Raw genomic sequence first — 17,587 nt, 5'->3', positions numbered from 1 at the left:
CCGGAGAAGCGTCTTTGTTTTTTATTTTATGCTCAGTCCCCGAATGATAAACGAAATGGTTTCTTCGCGCTCAAACTCGTCGTCCCAGCCCGCATCCTCACGGTTTTCATTATAAGCCCTCGTGATGACATACCCGATAATCGCGGACATCGTCAGACGAATCAACGTTAAGTTGGGGATTTCCATCAGTTGTCCCCTGGATTTGAATTTGTCCACGATCAGATTCATCCGCTCAAGCACCTTGCTCAATATATTTTTGCGGAATTGCTCCTGAAGCTCGGGGTGGAATGGGATTTCCTGAATCAATATTTTGAACACATTCATATGGTTACGCAGAAACTCGATCCGGTTGGCGATCACTGCCCGCAGGAATAGCTCATACCGGTCATAATCCACATCGAGCACCTTATTGAAGTCGCGCAGCACAAAAGGGGCGATGAGCTTCGTCATAACCGGAGCGACAATGGACAGAAGCAGATCCTTTTTGGTTTTGTAATGGCGAAAAATCGTACCCTCTGCAACACCGGCACGCTGCGCAATCTCATTCGTGGAAGCCGCCGCGAAGCCTTTCTCCGCAAAAACCTCAATGGCTGCCTGCAGGATTTTGGACTGCTTCTCGGTCATTTTTACCGCTTCAGCTTCGCTTTTCTCCAGCTCCGCAAACCATTGCTCCATCGTCTCTTTCATCGTACGGACAACTCCTCAAAAGCCAGAAATGAAGTCGGAACAGCTGTTCCATGATCAAGTCCGATCATATCACAGCAGGACGGGTTTGTTAAATGGCCCGGTGCTTGCGCAGCGCCTGAACGTTCAGCAGGACAAACAAAATGGAGAAGCCAAGCAGCACGTAGACATCAAGCTGAATATCTGACCAGCCTGCACCGCGGATCATAATTCCGCGCATCGCGTCCGCACCGTAATAGAGCGGCATGATATAACTCAGCTTTTGCAGCCAGGGAGCCATGGCATCCAGATTGAACAAGCCGGAGAAGAACACCTGCGGCACAATAACGAGCGGTATAAACTGAATAATCTGGAACTCGCTCCCGGCAAAAGAGGACAACAGGATGCCGAGTGTCAGGGCCGTCAGCGACAGCAGCAGATTCATCAGCAGCACAAGCCAGATGGAACCATCCATATACAGTCCCAGCACATCGATGGCGAACCAGGCGATCAGGGCTGCTTGGAGCAAAGTGAACAATCCGAATCCGGCCAAATAGCCAGTGACAATTTCGGAACGGCGGATCGGCGTGGCAAGCAGCCTTTCCAAGGTGCCGCTTGTTCTCTCCCGCAGGAAGGATACACCGGCCAGCAGAAAAACAAAGAAGAAGGAGAAGAAGCCGATCAGCACGGGTCCGAAAGAATCGAAGGAGGACATATCAGATCTGCCATGCAGATAGGAAACAGCCGGTTGCAGTGAAGGGTCCGCAGTCTGGACCGCCTGCTGCAGCAGGAAAAGCACCGTCCGGCTCTCGGAAGGGTCGCTTCCCTCCAGGCGCAGGGAAGGCTTGCCTTCCTGCCAATCCAGAATGGCATCGAGCTCGCCATCTTCCAGCGCTGACTCGGCGGACGCCATATCCTCATAAACGGTTATATGGGCATCCGCAGCCGCAAGCTGTGCAGCAAGCTGCTGGGGGATATGCAGCGTTCCGAGCTGGGGCTGGACAGTCTGGCCGTTAAAGACCAGCTTCATCAGCACCAGAATAAGCAGCGGCGCAACGAAAAGCAGGGCCAGCGTGCGTTTATCCCGCAGAAACTGGCGGATAATCCGGATGGCAAGCGCGCGTATCTTCATGACTTCGCACCTCCGCCAAGAGCTATGAACGCCTGCTCTATAGTTTGGCTGCCCGTTCTGCTTTTGATCGCTTCAGGCGTATCGACTGCGGTTAGCTTCCCATCACGGATAAGTGCGAGACGGTCGCATTTCTCGGCTTCATCCATGACATGGGTAGTCAGAATAATCGTGGTCCCGCGCCCCCGCATAGCGGTAAGCTCCTGCCAAATGGACTGCCGCAGCACGGGATCGATACCGACAGTCGGTTCATCGAGAACGAGCAGCTCAGGCTCGTGAAGCAGCGAAATCGCGAGCGACAAACGCCGCTTCATCCCACCGGAATAGGCGGCAACCGGTTTGTTCAAATCATCGAGAAGATTGACGATTGTCATCGCTTCCCGAATGCGGTTGTTCCTGTGAGTGCCGCGAAGGCCATACAGCGACGCGAAGAAGACGAGATTTTCCCTGGCGGTCAGCTCATTATAAAGCGCATCGGACTGCGCCATGTAGCCGAAGCGCTGCAGCATGGACAGCCTGGGCATCGGCTGCCCGAGCATCCTTACGGATCCCTCGTCTGCTTTGTCAATGCCGGTAATGAGCTTCACAAGGGTCGTCTTGCCGGAGCCTGACGGGCCGAGCAGGCCGAACAGCTCGCCGGGTTCAACGGTCATTGTAATTCCGTCAAGCACAGTTTTTTTGCCGAAGCGGCGAATTACATGGCTCAGCTCCACTGCAGGCTCGCCGCCGGAAAGGGAAGAGGATTCAACTGTCATAAGACACTCTCCTTCAATGAAATGAGTGATTACTCACATTCATCATACATCTCGTTTGGCAATTTTGTAAAGTGAGTAATCACTCTTATTGAAAGAAATAAAAAAAGCACTGTCCGTTAGACAATGGCTTCTTTGTCGTCCTTATTTTCTTTCGTTTTCTCCTCGGTCACTTGATCCGGCTCATCGAACGGTACACGATCCTCTTCATAATACATCTATTATTCACCTCCTTGCTTATGACTTTATTTATTGTAGACCGTCAACATCAGCGCTCTATTAAATCTGTGTATGAATCATGTAAATTTTTAGGGGCTATGATCCACCTTGAACCGTAACTTTGAGAGGGGTTTAGGAAAGATGCAGTGGATAACGAAATGGGCGTTTAACAACAAAGCGGCGATGAAGCTTGTCGTGCTTATGGCTCTTGCGATAGGGGTGGTGAGCTATTAACGGCTGCCGATGGAATTTCTGCTGGAGGCGGATAATCCCATGGTATCGATCGCGGCGATCGGACCGGGTTACGACGCCAAATCGATGGAAACGCAGGTTACCGGAAAACTTGAGGATGCCTTGCAGTTCATCAAGGGAAAAAGCGGTATGACCTCCTCATCCGGAAACGAGTATTCAAAAATCGATTTGTCCTTTGATTCCAAGACGGATATGAAGGAAGCCAAAACCGAGGTAGAGCAGGCGGTTGCCGCCGTTCAGCTTCCGGAGCGGGTAGGCAAGCCGTTCGTGGTGCAGTTCAACACCTCGATGATCCCCATATCCTGGGTGACAATCGGCTTCGATGGCGCCATGACTGATGCCCGGCGGGATCAGGGCCATCGATTCCTCGAATGCGGCGAATGTTAATGTAACGCTGGAATATCCAAGCGAAACGCCGCATGATCAAGTCATCACGGCAGGCCGCAAGCTGGAAGCCTATATGAATGACCGCAGAGACATTGACTGGGTGATGATGTCCAACGGGAACAGCGCGGAGAATGCCCAATACGGCGATGTTTCCTCGCCGACGCTGGTCACTTATCTGGTCGACATGAAGGAAGGCGCGGATGCCGGGAAGCTGATTGAGGATCTCAAGAGCTTGCGTCCCGAGTATGAGGGAGTGGAAATGACCGCGGGTGCTTCCGACTTTATGAGCGGCGGCAGCTCCACGCAGATTCTGGTGGACATCACCGGCGAAGATCCGGCATTGCTTGCCGAAGGGGCCGGGCAGGTTATGGCAGCGATTAAACCGGTCAAAGACGTCATTAAAGTCAAGTCCAATGAAGAAGAGAAGAAATCGGTTTATACCTTCAAGCTTGATCCGGCCAAAGCCAAAGGACAGGAGATCGCTTCGCAGCTTCAAGGGCTGCTCAACCCGATACCGCTCGGGACAGTGACGATCGAAAACCGCCAAACCAATGTGATCCTGCAGCCGGCGGTCGATCCAAAATCACAAACGGATTTGAGCAAGCTGACGATCATGACCGCTCAAGGACCTGCTGCGGTATCGTCGGTAGCGGAGCTGACGAAGAGCGAGCAGTCCAGCGTGTTCCACCATAAGGACGGCAAGCTGTACATCCGGGTGACGGCTGATGTTGAACCGGCTCAGCTGTCTGTCGTCGGTAAAACGATCACCGATAAGGTGAATGCGCTGAAAGCGCCGGATAACGTGAAGTTCACGGTCGGCGGCGCATCCGCGGATCAATCCGACGACTTCGTGGATCTGGGCATCATTATGATGACTGCCATCGGAATTGTTTATTTGATCATGGTCATAACGTTCAAAACCCTGCGTGCGCCGCTCGCCATCATGTGCTCGCTGCCTCTGGCTGCAATCGGAGCGGTCGTCGGGCTGCTGGTCGCCAAAGTGACGCCGGATTTCGCAGCCATGTTCGGAGTGCTCATGCTGATCGGCATTGTCGTTACCAATGCCATCGTACTGATTGACCGCGTGAAGCAAAGTGAAGAGCGGATGACCATTCGCGAAGCGCTTATCGAAGCGGCGGCTACGCGGATGCGCCCGATCATCATGACCGCAATCGCAACGATTTCCGCGATGCTGCCGCTCGTATTCGGCTCATCGGAGAGCGGAAGCATCGTCTCCCAGAGTCTCGCAATCGTGGTTATCGGCGGCTTGGCGGCTGCGACGCTGCTGACGCTCATCATTGTTCCGTGCATTTATGAATTGTTTTTCTTCCGCAAATCGAAGCGCCAGCGTGTTGGCGTAGAGGCCCGGCAGGCAGCATAATCAATACGTCTATAAAACGGGCACAAGCACGAACCCCCAAATCACTGCTAAAGGTGATTTGGGGGTTTTGTCATTGTTCTATGGCGACACGTTCAAGTTAAAGCGCCATTTTGTACAGCGGCAGGACGGTCTTGAAGGTCTCAATGGTTTTGTCGATGAAGGCTTCGCCATCCCTCAGCAAAGGATCTTCACGATCGATGATAATGCCGCACAACGCCTCGGATGCTTTAACCGTCCGCAGCCGCTCCAGCAGTTTGATCAGGCCGTCCCGTCCGAGCTCTCCCTGCTTGTCGCCTCCGGGAATCATATGATCGCTCGACCAGACATACTCGGCGGGAATATGCTTCATAATATCGTCGAGCTGCTTGAGCGCATGTTCCGCAAAAACCGATTTATTGTCGGATTCATAAATAATCGCAAACTGCACGAACATATGGGAGTTGAACAGGCCGATTTGAAAATGGGGATGGGCCTTGTAGCCGCGCTTGTTCGCTGCAAATGCGACCCATGTATCAATGGGTGGATTAATGGTTCGTCTGGCATGCTTGGCCACATGAGGGTAGATCGTCTCACCGCACAGCCCGCTTAATACGGGGGAGAGGCGTTCGCCGAGCTGATGGAGCTTGGGCCTGACATGCTCGATTAGCGCCTCCATGCGGGCTTCCAGTCCCGGAATTTCGAATACGTCAAAATCTTCGGCTGTAAAGCCGTCAAAGGTCATAATCTGCTGCTCTGTCACGATTCATCGTCCCTTTCTTTATGCTTCAAGTGTAACCGTAAGACGAGCCACGGTTTAACCTGCTGCCCCTACCACGTTACATCTTCAAGTAAAATATTGCAATCTGCGTGCGATCGCGCAGCTCCAGCTTGCCGAGAATAACGGAAATATAATTTTTGACGGTACCCTCGCTAAAAAACAATACGGCCGCTATTTCCTTGTTGGATTTTCCCTCCGCGACGAGCTGCACGACATGCTGCTCAGCTGGTGTCAGTCCCATGTCTGCGAGCTGCTTCTGGCGGAGAGCCTCCGCTTCTTCCGAAGCTTGCGAGGAGGGCAGCGTTCCGGTGCCGACAAGACCGGCAAGCTTGCGGGCGATGTCGGGATGCACCAGCAGGGAGCCTTCATGAACGGTCTTGATGCTCGAAACGATCCGGCTTGGCGGCACATTTTTCAGCAGATACCCATTGGCGCCGCTTCGCAGCGCCTCAATTATAAATTGATCATCGTCGAAGGTAGTCAGGATAAGCACCGCGGGAGGAAGCGGCAGCGATTTCAGCTTGCGCGTCCCCTCCACGCCGTCGCAGACGGGCATCCGGATGTCCATCAACACAACGTCAACGGGATGTTCGCCTGCATACTGGAAGGCAGTATGGCCATCCGGGCAGGTACCGGCAACAGTGAGCTCGGGATCAAGATCGAGAATGACCTGCAGGCTCTCGCGAATAAACGGATCGTCATCGACGATTAACACTTTTATCAAGGATAATCCCTCCGTGTTGTTAGGGTTTGACGAACGGCGCCTGAGAGAGGGAGTATGGTCGTTATGGCAAAAGCAGGAGCTGTCGAGATGTCGAGGCGGCCGCCAAGCATCACGATACGCTCCTTCATACCCCGAAAACCAAGCCCCTGCGTGATCGGTTCCTCAGGCAGATTGCCGTCATTTGCGACCGTCAATGCGATCTCATGCCGCCTGTAATCCAGATTGACATTCACGGTTCTCGCCGCGCCATGCCGCACAGCATTCGTTATGGCCTCCTGGGCGTTGCGGAACAGTACATATTCGATGCTGGGATACATCGGCTGCGGCTGACCCTCTACTGAAAAGGTCACGGTTATTCCCAGCTCTCTGCCGGCATCGGCGATTAGCTGATCCAGTGCGTATTGCCGTGTATCCCGGGAATCGGCGGGAGACAGGCGGCGGACGGTCCGCCGCATGCGCTCCATGCTGTCTTCCATCTGATCGCGGATTTGCCCAAACAGCGTATACGCCCGTTCCGGCTGCTGTTCATATACTTGCAAGGCCGCCTCCATCATCATTTTCTGGCGGATCAGGCGATGTCCCAGATCATCGTGGATATCCGTAGCGATCCGGCTGCGTTCCTCGGCCTGCGCATATTGTCCGATTTGGGCGCCATATTCCTCCAGGCGTCTGCGCGCCTGCTCCAGCTCTTCGTGACTGCGGTTGAGCTCGTCATACAGCGATTCCACATACTGCCGCTTATCGGCCATCCGGCTGGCGGTATGGAGAACGGCAGCTATTGCAAACCACAATATCAAGGCCGTCCAGATAAGCTCGAGCGGCCGGTGCTGCATGCATATACCGAGCAGCGCCGCGCCAAGCACAACGGCAAAGGACATTGCCTGAGGCGAGCGGAATTTGACAAAAACAGCGATTAAGCTGGAGTACAGAAGCATGAACATAAGACCCTGCGTCTCGTAGGCAAGCAAGCTGAAGCCGATGAGCTCGGCAGCCATCATCCATTTAGCGGCCTCAGGATAGAGCTCCCCGACTCTCAGAATCAAGAGGCCAAGCAGCACATATAGGGTGAACCAGCTCGGGGATTCGACCTGCACGGTCAACAAGGTTACGATTGCGGGAACAAAGAGCAACAAATATCTTAACCATTGCAGCAGCTGCGGCATTCGACAAGCGCCTCCGGCGTATTCAGTTCTTTCATTATAGCATAAGGTTTGTCACAATCAGGCAGGGTGAACGGAAGAAAATGACTTTCGTCATCTTGGTTTCATGACTTTATTGACCTGCGCCTTGAGCCAGCAGCCTTTACAATAAAGCCATGAGGAATAATGGAGAGGGGATACACGATGAGCTTAGTCCATTTTAAGGAAGTCGTAAAGAAATATGATACGACGCTTTCTGTCAACCATTTGTCGCTTGCCATTCATGAAGGTGAAATCTTCGGGCTGCTTGGCCCCAACGGCGCCGGCAAAAGCACGTCGATCCATATGCTGTCGGGACTTCTGTCCGTTGATGGCGGAGATATTACGGTTGAAGGCTACTCTGTCCGGAAGGCCCCGCTGGAAGTCAAACGGCGGATCGGTCTTGTACCGCAGGATCTGGCGATCTACGATTCTCTGACAGCTGCCGAGAATGTAACCTTTTTTGCCAGATTGTACGGTCTGGGAGGCAAGCTGCTGCGGGAGAGGGTAGCCGAAGCACTCGAATTCGTCGGGCTTCAGGATAAGGCCAAAGCCAAGCCGGGCACATTCTCGGGCGGGATGAAGCGAAGACTCAATATCGCCTGCGCCATTATGCACCGTCCGAAGCTGATTATTATGGATGAGCCGACAGTGGGGATCGATCCCCAGTCCCGCAATCATATTCTGGAGTCGGTCCGCACCCTCAATAAACTGGGTTCTACCGTTATTTATACGAGCCATTACATGGAAGAGGTCGAAGCCATCAGCACAAGAGTCGGCATTATGGACCGGGGCCGGCTTATCGTATCGGGAACAAAGGAAGAGCTGCGCAGGCAGATGGGCCAGGACGAACAGCTGATTCTGGAAGTGGACCGGATAACAGAGGAAGCCATGGCTGAAATCGCCCGGCATCCCCGCATCAAATCAGCTGAGGAAACCCAGCCGCGTACACTCCAGGTTGTGCTTGAGGAGTCCGCGACGGCGCTGCAGGATCTGCTGTTTATTTTGCATAAGCATGGAATTGGCCTGAGTAAACTGACCCGGATTGAGCCGGATCTGGAGACGCTGTTTCTGCAGCTCACAGGCCGTTCGCTTCGGGACCGCTCATAAGAAGGGAGGGAAGGAAATGAAAATTTGGTTCCATACCGCATACTACAGTTTCCTGCGTTATATCCGGAACAAATCCGTTGTCGTTATCATGCTTGTTTTGCCCTTGCTGCTTATTTTCCTGCTGGGAAGTGCTTTAAGCGGTGAAATGAAGCCTGTCAAAATTGTTATATACAATGCGGATAAAGGTGAAATGAACGCCGCGCTGCAAACCTTTACCGGGGACCCGGCGCTCTCCGGATACGCCATCTTCGACTCTGCGGATACGGAAGAAGATCTCCTCAATCGGGTCAAGGGTGGCGGGGCCGATTACGGGATCGAAATTCCGGCCAATTTCTCCGAGCTTGTGCAGTCCGGAGGGAACGCGCAGTGGAAGAGCTACCCTGGGCCCGATGATTTGGAGAATCAGGTGGCAGAGTCCATTTTGAACCGTTTTCTGGGTTCGATCCAAACCGCTCAAACCATTGGCATTGTAATGACCGGGTATGGCGGAGCTTCAGAGAATCATGCCGCCGGAGAATCTTTCCGTCACGATCAATCGGTTGTATCGGCCGAGCTGGTCGGAGGCGGGGGCTCTGAATATGGTAAAGTATCAGCGATTCAATATTATGCGGGCACCTATCTGATCATGTTTTTGCTGTACTCCGGCATGTCCGCCGCCCTTTCTCTGCTGGATGAGAAAGAAAGCGGGACGCTTGGCCGCCTGTATTCGATGCCTCAGCGCTGGGGGCTGATCCTTACGGGCAGGTTGACTTCAATTATAATATTTGCGGCCATTCAAGCGGCCATTATTATTTTGTTCTCCTCGCTGGTGTACGGTGTCGACTGGGGGGGCCGGCTCGGTCAATTGGCGGTTGTCTGTCTGCTTACCTCGGCCTGCGCAATCGGACTCAGTCTCATTATCGCTTCCATTGTAAAGACCAAGAGGGCGACCCAATCGATATTTTCAACTCTGGCGATACTGATGACCTTCCTGAGCGGAGGAATGATTGCGGACCTGGGCGAGGGGATTAAGAGAATCGGCAGCTTCACGATTAATCATTGGGCTGTTGTCACCATAGGCCGGTTAATGGACGGCGAAGCGGGGATGCTCGTCTGGAAGGGTGTCGGGATTCTTGCGGCAATTGCCGCAGTTCTGATGACGATTGCCTTATTACGAATGAAGAAAGTGGTGAGCTTGGATGCATAGTCTGATTATTGCCGGTTCAATGATTCGCAGAACGATCGGTCACCGCAAAGGCTTTATTTCTCTTGTATTGCTTCCGGCGGTAGTTCTTTCGGGAATTGTCGGTATCTTCGGGTCTTCTCATCAGGATAGCGAGCATGCAGTTGCGGTTTGGAATGCCGACACCGGTCCGCTTGGCGATGTTCTCGTTCAAGCGGACCGCAGCTCATCTGCAGAAGGTGAACAATCGCTCAACGTGATCTCCGGCGAATGGAAGAGCGAAGATGAGCTTAACAATGCTGTCAAGGAGGGGAAAGCGGACCTGGGCATATACGTTCCCGCTGATTTTTCCTCGAAGCTTCAAGAAGGCGGACGGCCTCAGGTGAGGCTGCTGCGCAAAGAGGTCCAGCCATGGAATGCCGCCATAGAGCAGAAGCTGTCCGCAGAGGCAGCACAACTAGCAGCATTCACGCAAGCGGCCGCATTGGCCGGTGAAGGATCGAAAGCGCCGGTGCTGGAGCGCCTGCTGGGCGAACGGGACAATCATCATATCGGGATAGAACCGTTGAAATCTGCCGAAGGGAAGCACAGCGTGCCCTTCAATGTGCTTATTAATGGCATTATGCTCATGTTTATGATGCTCGCGATCAACCAATCCGTACAGGTCGTCATGGAGGACCGCGAGAAAAGAACGATGGCGCGCATGTTTGCAGCTCCTCTGCGCGGCTACGAAATCGCGCTCGGCAATTTCATCGGCAGCATGCTTGTCGGTACGATTCAGCTTGTTATCGTACTGGCAGCCAGCCGGTTTATAATCGGATACGATTACGGAATCGGATTCTTCCCTCATCTCATCATCCTGGAATGTTTTCTGCTTGCCACTGTAGGACTCGCGACCGCCGTCGCCGGTCTTGTGCGGAACACAGATCAGCTCTCGCAGCTTAATAATCTTGTCGTTACGCCAACCTGCATGCTGGGAGGATGCTTCTGGCCGATCAGTATAATGCCGGACTTCATGCAGAAGCTGGCCAATTTCATACCGCAGAAATGGGCGATGGAGGCGCTTAGCCGTATGGCGTTTGGCAGTACACTTACAGATACGCTGCTTCCGCTTGGCATTATGCTGCTGTTCGCTGCTGTGCTGCTCGCTTTCGGCGCCTATATTCTGCAGCCCAGCCGGAGTGCTGCCTGAAAAGATCCCGAATTCCCGGAATAGCCATTATTTCACGACTCCTCCCGGTTGCTTTCCCGCTGTGAATACGTTACATTCGAAACGTATTGTTGAAAAGGGAGAGATATGCAGATGTGGCAGCAGATTTGGTTTGTGGTCAATATGTTATTTGTGGCTTTTTTGATCCTGCTTTTATTCAGTCACCGTTCCGTTACCCTGGCGCGCCAGGAGAAGGCCGAGCAGCGCATTCGCGGAGCTTTGCGCAATCGTTCCATTTGGGCTGTATTAACGGTGCTGGCGTTTATCGGGATGGCCTTCAGCTTTGTAATGAACATGAAAGTGAATGGCTAGTTTGTGTCCAATTCTTGTCTGTTTACAATTCTCACGCAACTTTTACCTGACACGTAGCGTTAAACATGTCATGAAAGCTTGCTGGTGGCCTTTTGCTTGGGGTGAATCTGGCGAAGGGGCTGACATAATTCAGAGAATTGAAGGAGATAGAGAATGAAATCGTTTAAATCATTAAAATGGCTGCTTATTTTATCTTTCCTGATCATGCCGTTTGCGAACGTTTCCAATTCAACCGTGTCGGCTGCAGGAGAAATGTCTGATCAGCTCATTCTGCAAATGAACAGCAAGGTAATGGTCCATAATGGCGTCACCATGAATTCGGTGCAGCCGGTTACTTTGCAAAATGGTACAACATTCATCGCGCTGAGCTCCATCTCCGCGCTTTATGGTTACAAGGTCTCTTATAACGCCGCTACCAAAGAAGTTACGGCCGCAAACGATTACCATGATCTTATCTTTAAAATCGGCAGCACCATTGTCTATGGTGACGGCCTTCCTGTCAAGATTGCGATTGCTCCCTATATCCTGAACGGTTCCCTGATGGTTCCGGTCCGGACATGGTCGAATCTGGCTGAGAGCACACTAGTCTTAAGCGGCAAGCAAATTACGCTTTCCTGGAATGTGCTCAAGCAGCCTACGGCGGATTTTGCCGTCGAGCCGGGCGAAATCATCGCCGGGGAGACGACAGTGAACTATATCGACAAATCTACCAACCCGAGCGGCCAGCCCTACGTGCAGGACTATTACACCGGAAGAATGGATGTTTTCCCAACTGCCGGTTCCTACACCATTACAAGGCAGGTTCAGGATGTGAACGGCTTGTGGAGTGATCCGTACTCGGTCACGATTGAGGTTAAACCGCAGAATATGCCTCCGGTTGCAAACTTCACAACGGAGAAGCCGGAGTACCGGATCGGCGAGAAGGTTAATTATACGGACCTGAGCACAGATGATAACAATGATATCGTCCGTAGAACCTGGACCGGTAACAGTGAAGTGTTTTTCGAGGCGGGACCAAAGACCGTCACACTGGAAGTGGAAGACTCCAAAGGACTGACCAATTCCATCACGCAAACGATCAACGTCACGAGCGAAGTGCTTTATACGCAGGATGAATATAACAAGCTGTTCAAAAAAGTTGGCGATATGATTCCGATTGACGGCAGCTCGGTGCTGAATTTTCCTGCACTGCCTTACAAAATTCAGGATGAGGGATCCCAGTTTGTAAGAAGCAACAGTCCCGAAATTCTTCTGAATGAAGGTATTGCCTATGTATCGCAATTGACGGGGCAGGTTCGCTTCATGTTCCATAATGTGAACAGTATCGGACATCCAGTTAAGATTTATCTTGTGGCGACCAATAATAACAACTCATCGGTTATTGTAAATACAGGGTCGGTTGGTATTGGCGGGCCGGATCCGCATGTGGATCGGTCCGGGAAGATGGCGGTTCTGCGTTATATGAATTCATTGGTCGCCAACCCGGCGCCGACGACTACCACAATCAAGCCGGGTCAATCCGTTACTCTGCTTCCGGAAATATCCAAGGTTGCCTTGAAGCAAAGCGATGTCTTTACTGCTTACGCGGATTTGTATGCGGACAAAGAGCTGACCTACCGCGTAGTGGTCGTAGCTTCCGGCAAAGACCCGATTCAAGAGATGCCAAACCTGAGTATTATGGCGCGCAACGATGTTCATGTCCGCGGTACCTTCAACAAAGCAAACCGGGCTATTGAAATGTCCGATACATTGGGCGAGGTGCCGGAGCGCATTATGCTCGGCGACCGTACAATGGACTCCTATACGGATGGAATTGACGAGGTTACGGGACAGCTCGAGCTCAATACCGGGAACTTCGGCGTTCTGTACAAAATGAGGCTGCAGCATGTGGCTCCTCATACCCTGATCGCGCTTAACCCCCGGGGCGGCATGTATACCGGCGCCTTCATTGTCAATGGTCAAGTCGTTCAGGCAACGAACACCGGCGCTCTAAGGGGCAGCGGAGACGCAGCTGTGTTGTACCGAACAGGCGATTCCGCCGAATCGGTTGAAATTGTATTTACAATTGCGGCAGGAAGCAATCTGCCTATCGCCATGCTGTTTCTGCCACTGCCTGCCAAGCGCTTTTAGATAATTCGTATTAAATAGCTGTAAAAGAAGGAGGCGCCCCGAGATGGGCGCCTCCTTCTTTATAGTTAACAAGGTCTGCTCCCGCAAGCAGAATGAATCTGCAAGGGGAGCAGGCCTTGTTATTTCATGTATTCACATGTGTCAAGCTCACTGATCAGTAAGGAAGCTCAATGGACACTTCGCGTTTCAACTCGGCAGAGCGGAGCACGCCGTCAATAATAGCCTGTTGAATCAGGATCTGTTCGCCGGGAATCGGGGCGGGCAGACCTTCGCGGACCGCATCGACGAAATCGCGTACTTTCTCGAAGAACAGCTCTTTGGAATGCTCGATCACCGGTACGGGAGTGGATGTCTGCTGACCCATGAAATCATGGAACATCGTCATGCTGCCAACCTTGCCGTCCCATACACCCGACCAGTTGCCGGTTCCGAAGGGCTCGACCTTCAGGCCGGCGTCCGTCCCCAGAAACAGGGTCGAACCCAACGAGTCCATATGCATCGCCCAGGAAATCTTGAACTGCAGCACCAGATCGTTCTCAAAGCGGACCATGGCAACGCCAAAATCCTCAACCTGGAAGCGGTCGGCCTCCTTATGGTACAGAGGATTGGTGCCGAAATGGTTGGATGTATATGCGGATACCGTCAATGGACGCGGATAGCCCATCGCATTCAGAGCCATATCCAGCGAATAACACCCGATATCGGCCATCGCCCCGGCTCCTGCAAGATCCTTGCGGATGAACGTTCCGCCTGGCATTCCTCTGCGGCGTCCGCCGCCGGTTTCCACATAATAGACTTTTCCAAGCTTTCCGGATTGCACAATATCCTGTACCAGCTTCATATTGGGGTCATAGCGCGGCTGGAAGCCGATGGTCAGCATGCTGCCGGATTCCCGCGCAGCCTGGACCATATCCACAGCTTCACTCAAGGTAACCGACATTGGTTTCTCCAGCAGCACCTGCTTGCCGGCGCGCAGGGCGTCCACAGTTGTCAGATGATGCGAGACGTTAGGTGTACAGATGCTGACGCCGTCCAGGTCCAATTCAAGCAGCTTGCGGTGGTCTTCAAAAGGCTGCGCATTCTCGAGGGAAAGCGAATCGATGAATTGCTGCGCTTTGCCTGGCACAACATCTGCAACCGCGACAATTTCCACATCGGGCAGCTTCTTGTATTGACTGACGTGGGCGTGAGCGATGCCGCCGCTGCCGATAATGCCGATTCGAACGGTTTTAATCATAAGTGGTTCCGATCTCCTTTGTTTTCCGGCCTCGACGCATCGACAGCCGCTTGATGGGTCCTGAACTGCTTGGGTGTCATTCCGAATCTTTTCTTGAACACATAGTAGAGATAATTGCCGCTGGCAAAGCCATGCTCCAAGGCAATTTGGTCAATAGGGCTTGCACCCTCCATAATTGCCGAACAGATCTGGTTCAGCCTGTAGTTTTCCAGATAAGCGCTGAACGATTCCGCGCCTTGCTCCCGAAAAATCCGCTGCAGCTGGCGGCCGCTGATGGGGATGCGTTCCGCGACCTCCTGCAGCGTAAGGGGGGAGGCGTAATTGTCATGAATAAACTGTGTGGCGATCTTGAACCGGTGCTCATTCATATTGCGGCTAGGCGGCTCGAAGGTCACCGTAGGTTCTGATGACAGGCGGGAAGCGCGCAGCAGGATCTGGATAACCGCCTGCTTGATGGTGGAGTATGCGCCGGGCTGCCCTTCATGCCAGGCTCTGTAGGCGGTCAGGAACCATGCCATGGCATTGTATTGATCGGTCAGGGGAGCCAGAGGCAGGGCGTCCAGAGCGTGAATGCACATCCGGGCCTCATGCCGCTCCCACCGTTCGCCCCACTGCGCATCTTCTCCGTCTTCAAGAGGCATGATGTCGATATGCAGGCACAGCTCATCCATCGCTTCTCTTTGGTCGGCCTCCTGCTGATGCATCACATTCGGACCTGTGAGATAGAATTGGCCTTCATGTACGGGAAAGGAGCCGTCTTCCAGAACAACCGTCCCTTTTCCGCGGGGGATGAAGTGAAATTCATATTCCGAATGCTTGTGGAACCGGATGATTTTGCCTGCCGGAAAGGAGGTCAAATGACAGCGATGGACGCGAAAGCCGTATCCGCCCCAGCGGAACTGAATATCCAGCCGGTCGATCGCATCCATTTTCTCGGCCATCAGCGCGTAAGCAAACGGCTTTGCCATTCCATCACCAGTCCTTTCCCTGAACTTCAAACGCGGATCAATCAGTTAGCCAGTTCGGAGAGCTTTACTTGGCGCTTCTGGGCTTCCGAGAGGTTGGCAGCTTCCATCAATTTGGTAAGATCGATGGCCAGACCGATGTTTTCCTCGGCGATCGTATCATTCTGAATATGCTCCACCCATTGGTCAAATGCAGCCGTATGTCTTGCTGGCATTTCGATGGTCACCCATTCATCCTTATTAAGCTTGTTGCTGCGGACACGGACAACCTCATCCGGCAATCCATAAAGCAGGGTACCCTCAGTACCGTGAATTTCTACTGAGAAAGGTGAATGGCTGTTGACGAAGCCGGCTTCCACGATGCCGACTGCCCCGTTCTCGTAACGCAGCGTTGCCACTGCATTGTCTTCTACTTCTTTGCCGGAAACATAACCGAACGTTGCGTTTACGCTCTGTGGCAGGCCAAGGAACAGGCGGACAAGGTACATCGGGTGGCAGCCAAGGTCGATCAGAGCGCCGCCGCCGCATTGCTCAAGGTTGTAGAAGTGCTGAGGAAGCCAGTCGGCGATTGCGCCGCTATGGGACAAGCGGACACGGGCCTGGGTCAGTTCGCCGAGCAGCCCTTTGGCAAGAACCTCTTGTGCGGCCAATGTGTATCCGTCATTCAGACGCGGCAGGGAAACGGTCAATTTCACGCCGGCTTCTTTAACCGCTGCGATGATTTCGTTGACTTCCTTCAATGTAGGGGCAATGACCTTCTCGGTGAAAATATGTTTGCCGGCACGGGCCGCTTTCACCATAACGTCACGATGGATGTTCGTCGGTGTATCGACAACAACCGCATCAACATCGGCTCTTGCCAATATTTCATCCAAATCAGCGACAAATGGAACACCGAGCTTGTCGGCGGTTTCCTGGCCGCGGCTTGGAATTTCGTCCCAGACTGCAACGATTTCGGTACCCGGATTTTCTTGCACTTGTTTGGTGTAATCCCAGGCATGTACATGCCAATAGCTGAGCATAGCAACGCGGATCATCGTCTAATTCCTCCTCATATATGCATCTGATTCCAGATGCTGTGTCGTCTATTCTTAGTTTTTCATCCTCTAATTATGCGACACAACGCTACACTAACACAAATGAAAACGGTCTAAAATGTGTTTAGGTGACAATTGAACTGCAAAATTACGACATTTGGTCATAATCATCAGCGGAGGCCTCCGTCTGAATTGACGCAAAGCCCTTTTTCCGTCATTATGGAAGAATAACGTTGGGATAAAATAAGGAGGAGCACGCCTATGCGCAGAGTCATAAAAGCACCGATCGTAGCCTACCGCAAGTTTATTTCTCCGCTAAAGCCGCCCACCTGCCGATTTTACCCGACCTGCTCGGAATATGCTCTTCAGGCGATCGAGAAGCACGGTCCCTTGCGCGGCAGCTGGCTTGCGGCCAAGCGCATTTGCCGCTGTCATCCGTTTCATCCCGGCGGCATTGACCATGTTCCGCCAACGAGAGAAGAGCTTGAAGCCCGGCGAGTACCCGGCGCTATTGACATCCGCAAGCCGGATTCGGTATAGTTTGATTCAAGAGAAACTCCTGTAATAGGAATGAATTCATGGGTCAAAAAATCAACTTGTTCAACAGCCATCAAATCAGATATTCAATGAACGGATAAGTACACAGTGCATGCCCTTTACAGAGAGCCGGAACAGGTGGAAGCCGGCAAGGCGCATCCTGCAGAAAATGGTCCGGGAGAATCTGCTTTCGAACCGTCAGCTTAAAGTCAGCTGCGGCAAGGGGGCGGCGCATCGGCAGCGTTATCGGCCCCATGACGCCTGTCCGCGAATGGACGGCGCTAATGAAGCTTTTCCCGGTCTGCTTCGGGGAAAGGAATTTGGGTGGTACCGCGTGAGCGACAAGCTTTCGTCCCATAGAGGATGAGGCTTTTTTTGTGTTTTTCAGGCTACAGATTCATCGGTAGTGCGGTTAGAGATGAAGCAGATTTACAAGGAGGTCATT

At 52.7% G+C, this 17,587-nt stretch carries 18 protein-coding genes; 9 read left to right on the top strand and 9 right to left on the bottom strand.

What is annotated here, in order from left to right; genetic code table 11:
• Positions 1–21 precede the first annotated feature (21 nt).
• From AC0YNV_RS10630 to AC0YNV_RS10620, 3 genes are all read right to left on the bottom strand, one after another.
• A complete protein-coding gene (locus tag AC0YNV_RS10630; RefSeq protein ID WP_475768091.1) occupies positions 22–687 on the bottom strand; it encodes a TetR/AcrR family transcriptional regulator in 666 nt (221 codons plus the stop codon).
• Positions 688–775: 88 nt separating this feature from the next.
• Complete coding sequence (locus AC0YNV_RS10625) at positions 776–1,795, bottom strand: ABC transporter permease (RefSeq protein ID WP_475768090.1); 1,020 nt, start codon at positions 1,793–1,795, stop codon at positions 776–778.
• Entirely contained in the window at positions 1,792–2,547 is a 756-nt protein-coding gene (locus tag AC0YNV_RS10620) for an ABC transporter ATP-binding protein (RefSeq protein WP_475768089.1), read from the bottom strand. The genes AC0YNV_RS10625 and AC0YNV_RS10620 overlap by 4 nt, the downstream gene beginning before the upstream one ends.
• Before the next feature lie 489 nt (positions 2,548–3,036).
• Between AC0YNV_RS10620 and AC0YNV_RS10615 the strand changes: the two genes are divergently transcribed.
• Positions 3,037–3,402 (top strand): efflux RND transporter permease subunit, encoded by a 366-nt coding sequence (locus AC0YNV_RS10615; RefSeq protein WP_475768088.1) that lies wholly within the window; start codon positions 3,037–3,039, stop codon positions 3,400–3,402.
• Positions 3,353–4,783 carry an efflux RND transporter permease subunit gene (locus AC0YNV_RS10610; RefSeq protein ID WP_475768087.1) on the top strand — a complete coding sequence of 477 codons (1,431 nt, stop codon included), beginning with the start codon at positions 3,353–3,355 and terminating at the stop codon, positions 4,781–4,783. Before AC0YNV_RS10615 ends, AC0YNV_RS10610 begins: the two co-directional genes overlap by 50 nt.
• 97 nt (positions 4,784–4,880) lie before the next feature.
• Here the strand turns inward: AC0YNV_RS10610 and AC0YNV_RS10605 are convergent, their stop codons facing one another.
• The 3 genes from AC0YNV_RS10605 to AC0YNV_RS10595 all read right to left on the bottom strand — a co-directional run bounded on the left by AC0YNV_RS10605 (position 4,881) and on the right by AC0YNV_RS10595 (position 7,427).
• On the bottom strand, positions 4,881–5,504 hold the full coding sequence (locus AC0YNV_RS10605) for a YktB family protein (protein ID WP_475768414.1): 624 nt from the start codon (positions 5,502–5,504) through the stop codon (positions 4,881–4,883).
• Positions 5,505–5,598: 94 nt separating this feature from the next.
• Complete coding sequence (locus tag AC0YNV_RS10600; RefSeq protein ID WP_475768086.1) at positions 5,599–6,264, bottom strand: response regulator transcription factor; 666 nt, start codon at positions 6,262–6,264, stop codon at positions 5,599–5,601.
• A complete protein-coding gene (locus AC0YNV_RS10595; RefSeq protein WP_475768085.1) occupies positions 6,261–7,427 on the bottom strand; it encodes a sensor histidine kinase in 1,167 nt (388 codons plus the stop codon). Before AC0YNV_RS10595 ends, AC0YNV_RS10600 begins: the two co-directional genes overlap by 4 nt.
• Positions 7,428–7,607: 180 nt before the next feature.
• Between AC0YNV_RS10595 and AC0YNV_RS10590 the strand changes: the two genes are divergently transcribed.
• The 5 genes from AC0YNV_RS10590 (at position 7,608) to AC0YNV_RS10570 (ending at position 13,366) form a co-directional block, all read left to right on the top strand.
• Positions 7,608–8,552: an ABC transporter ATP-binding protein gene (locus AC0YNV_RS10590; protein WP_475768084.1), complete on the top strand. Its 945-nt coding sequence runs from the start codon at positions 7,608–7,610 to the stop codon at positions 8,550–8,552.
• A 16-nt stretch (positions 8,553–8,568) separates the two neighbouring features.
• Positions 8,569–9,738, top strand: coding sequence for an ABC transporter permease (locus AC0YNV_RS10585; RefSeq protein WP_475768083.1), 1,170 nt, complete (start codon positions 8,569–8,571; stop codon positions 9,736–9,738).
• Positions 9,731–10,906 carry an ABC transporter permease gene (locus AC0YNV_RS10580; RefSeq protein WP_475768082.1) on the top strand — a complete coding sequence of 392 codons (1,176 nt, stop codon included), beginning with the start codon at positions 9,731–9,733 and terminating at the stop codon, positions 10,904–10,906. The genes AC0YNV_RS10585 and AC0YNV_RS10580 overlap by 8 nt, the downstream gene beginning before the upstream one ends.
• A 111-nt stretch (positions 10,907–11,017) precedes the next feature.
• Positions 11,018–11,236, top strand: a complete 219-nt coding sequence (locus AC0YNV_RS10575; RefSeq protein WP_475768081.1) for a hypothetical protein — start codon at positions 11,018–11,020, stop codon at positions 11,234–11,236.
• A 153-nt stretch (positions 11,237–11,389) separates the two neighbouring features.
• On the top strand, positions 11,390–13,366 hold the full coding sequence (locus AC0YNV_RS10570) for a stalk domain-containing protein (protein ID WP_475768080.1): 1,977 nt from the start codon (positions 11,390–11,392) through the stop codon (positions 13,364–13,366).
• 154 nt (positions 13,367–13,520) lie between these two features.
• On the opposite strand, the gene AC0YNV_RS10565 is transcribed toward AC0YNV_RS10570, so the two are convergent.
• The 3 genes from AC0YNV_RS10565 to AC0YNV_RS10555 are packed head-to-tail and all read right to left on the bottom strand — an operon-like array spanning position 13,521 to position 16,605.
• On the bottom strand, positions 13,521–14,603 hold the full coding sequence (locus AC0YNV_RS10565) for a Gfo/Idh/MocA family protein (protein WP_210042043.1): 1,083 nt from the start codon (positions 14,601–14,603) through the stop codon (positions 13,521–13,523).
• Positions 14,600–15,571 carry an AraC family transcriptional regulator gene (locus AC0YNV_RS10560; RefSeq protein WP_475768079.1) on the bottom strand — a complete coding sequence of 324 codons (972 nt, stop codon included), beginning with the start codon at positions 15,569–15,571 and terminating at the stop codon, positions 14,600–14,602. Before AC0YNV_RS10560 ends, AC0YNV_RS10565 begins: the two co-directional genes overlap by 4 nt.
• Before the next feature lie 41 nt (positions 15,572–15,612).
• Complete coding sequence (locus AC0YNV_RS10555; protein WP_210042033.1) at positions 15,613–16,605, bottom strand: Gfo/Idh/MocA family protein; 993 nt, start codon at positions 16,603–16,605, stop codon at positions 15,613–15,615.
• Positions 16,606–16,866: 261 nt separating this feature from the next.
• Between AC0YNV_RS10555 and yidD the strand changes: the two genes are divergently transcribed.
• Together yidD and AC0YNV_RS10545 are read left to right on the top strand one after the other, a co-directional pair.
• Positions 16,867–17,145: a membrane protein insertion efficiency factor YidD gene (gene yidD, locus AC0YNV_RS10550; protein WP_210042031.1), complete on the top strand. Its 279-nt coding sequence runs from the start codon at positions 16,867–16,869 to the stop codon at positions 17,143–17,145.
• Positions 17,146–17,254: 109 nt separating this feature from the next.
• The gene (locus AC0YNV_RS10545) at positions 17,255–17,509 is read left to right on the top strand and encodes a hypothetical protein (protein WP_475768078.1); all 255 of its coding nucleotides are present in this window, start codon (positions 17,255–17,257) and stop codon (positions 17,507–17,509) included.
• The last annotated feature ends 78 nt before the right edge of the window (positions 17,510–17,587 follow it).

This window comes from Paenibacillus sp. JT31N11, assembly GCF_056269285.1.
The sequence above is the reverse complement of the archived record's forward strand: the minus strand, read 5'-3'. Positions and strand labels throughout refer to the sequence as shown.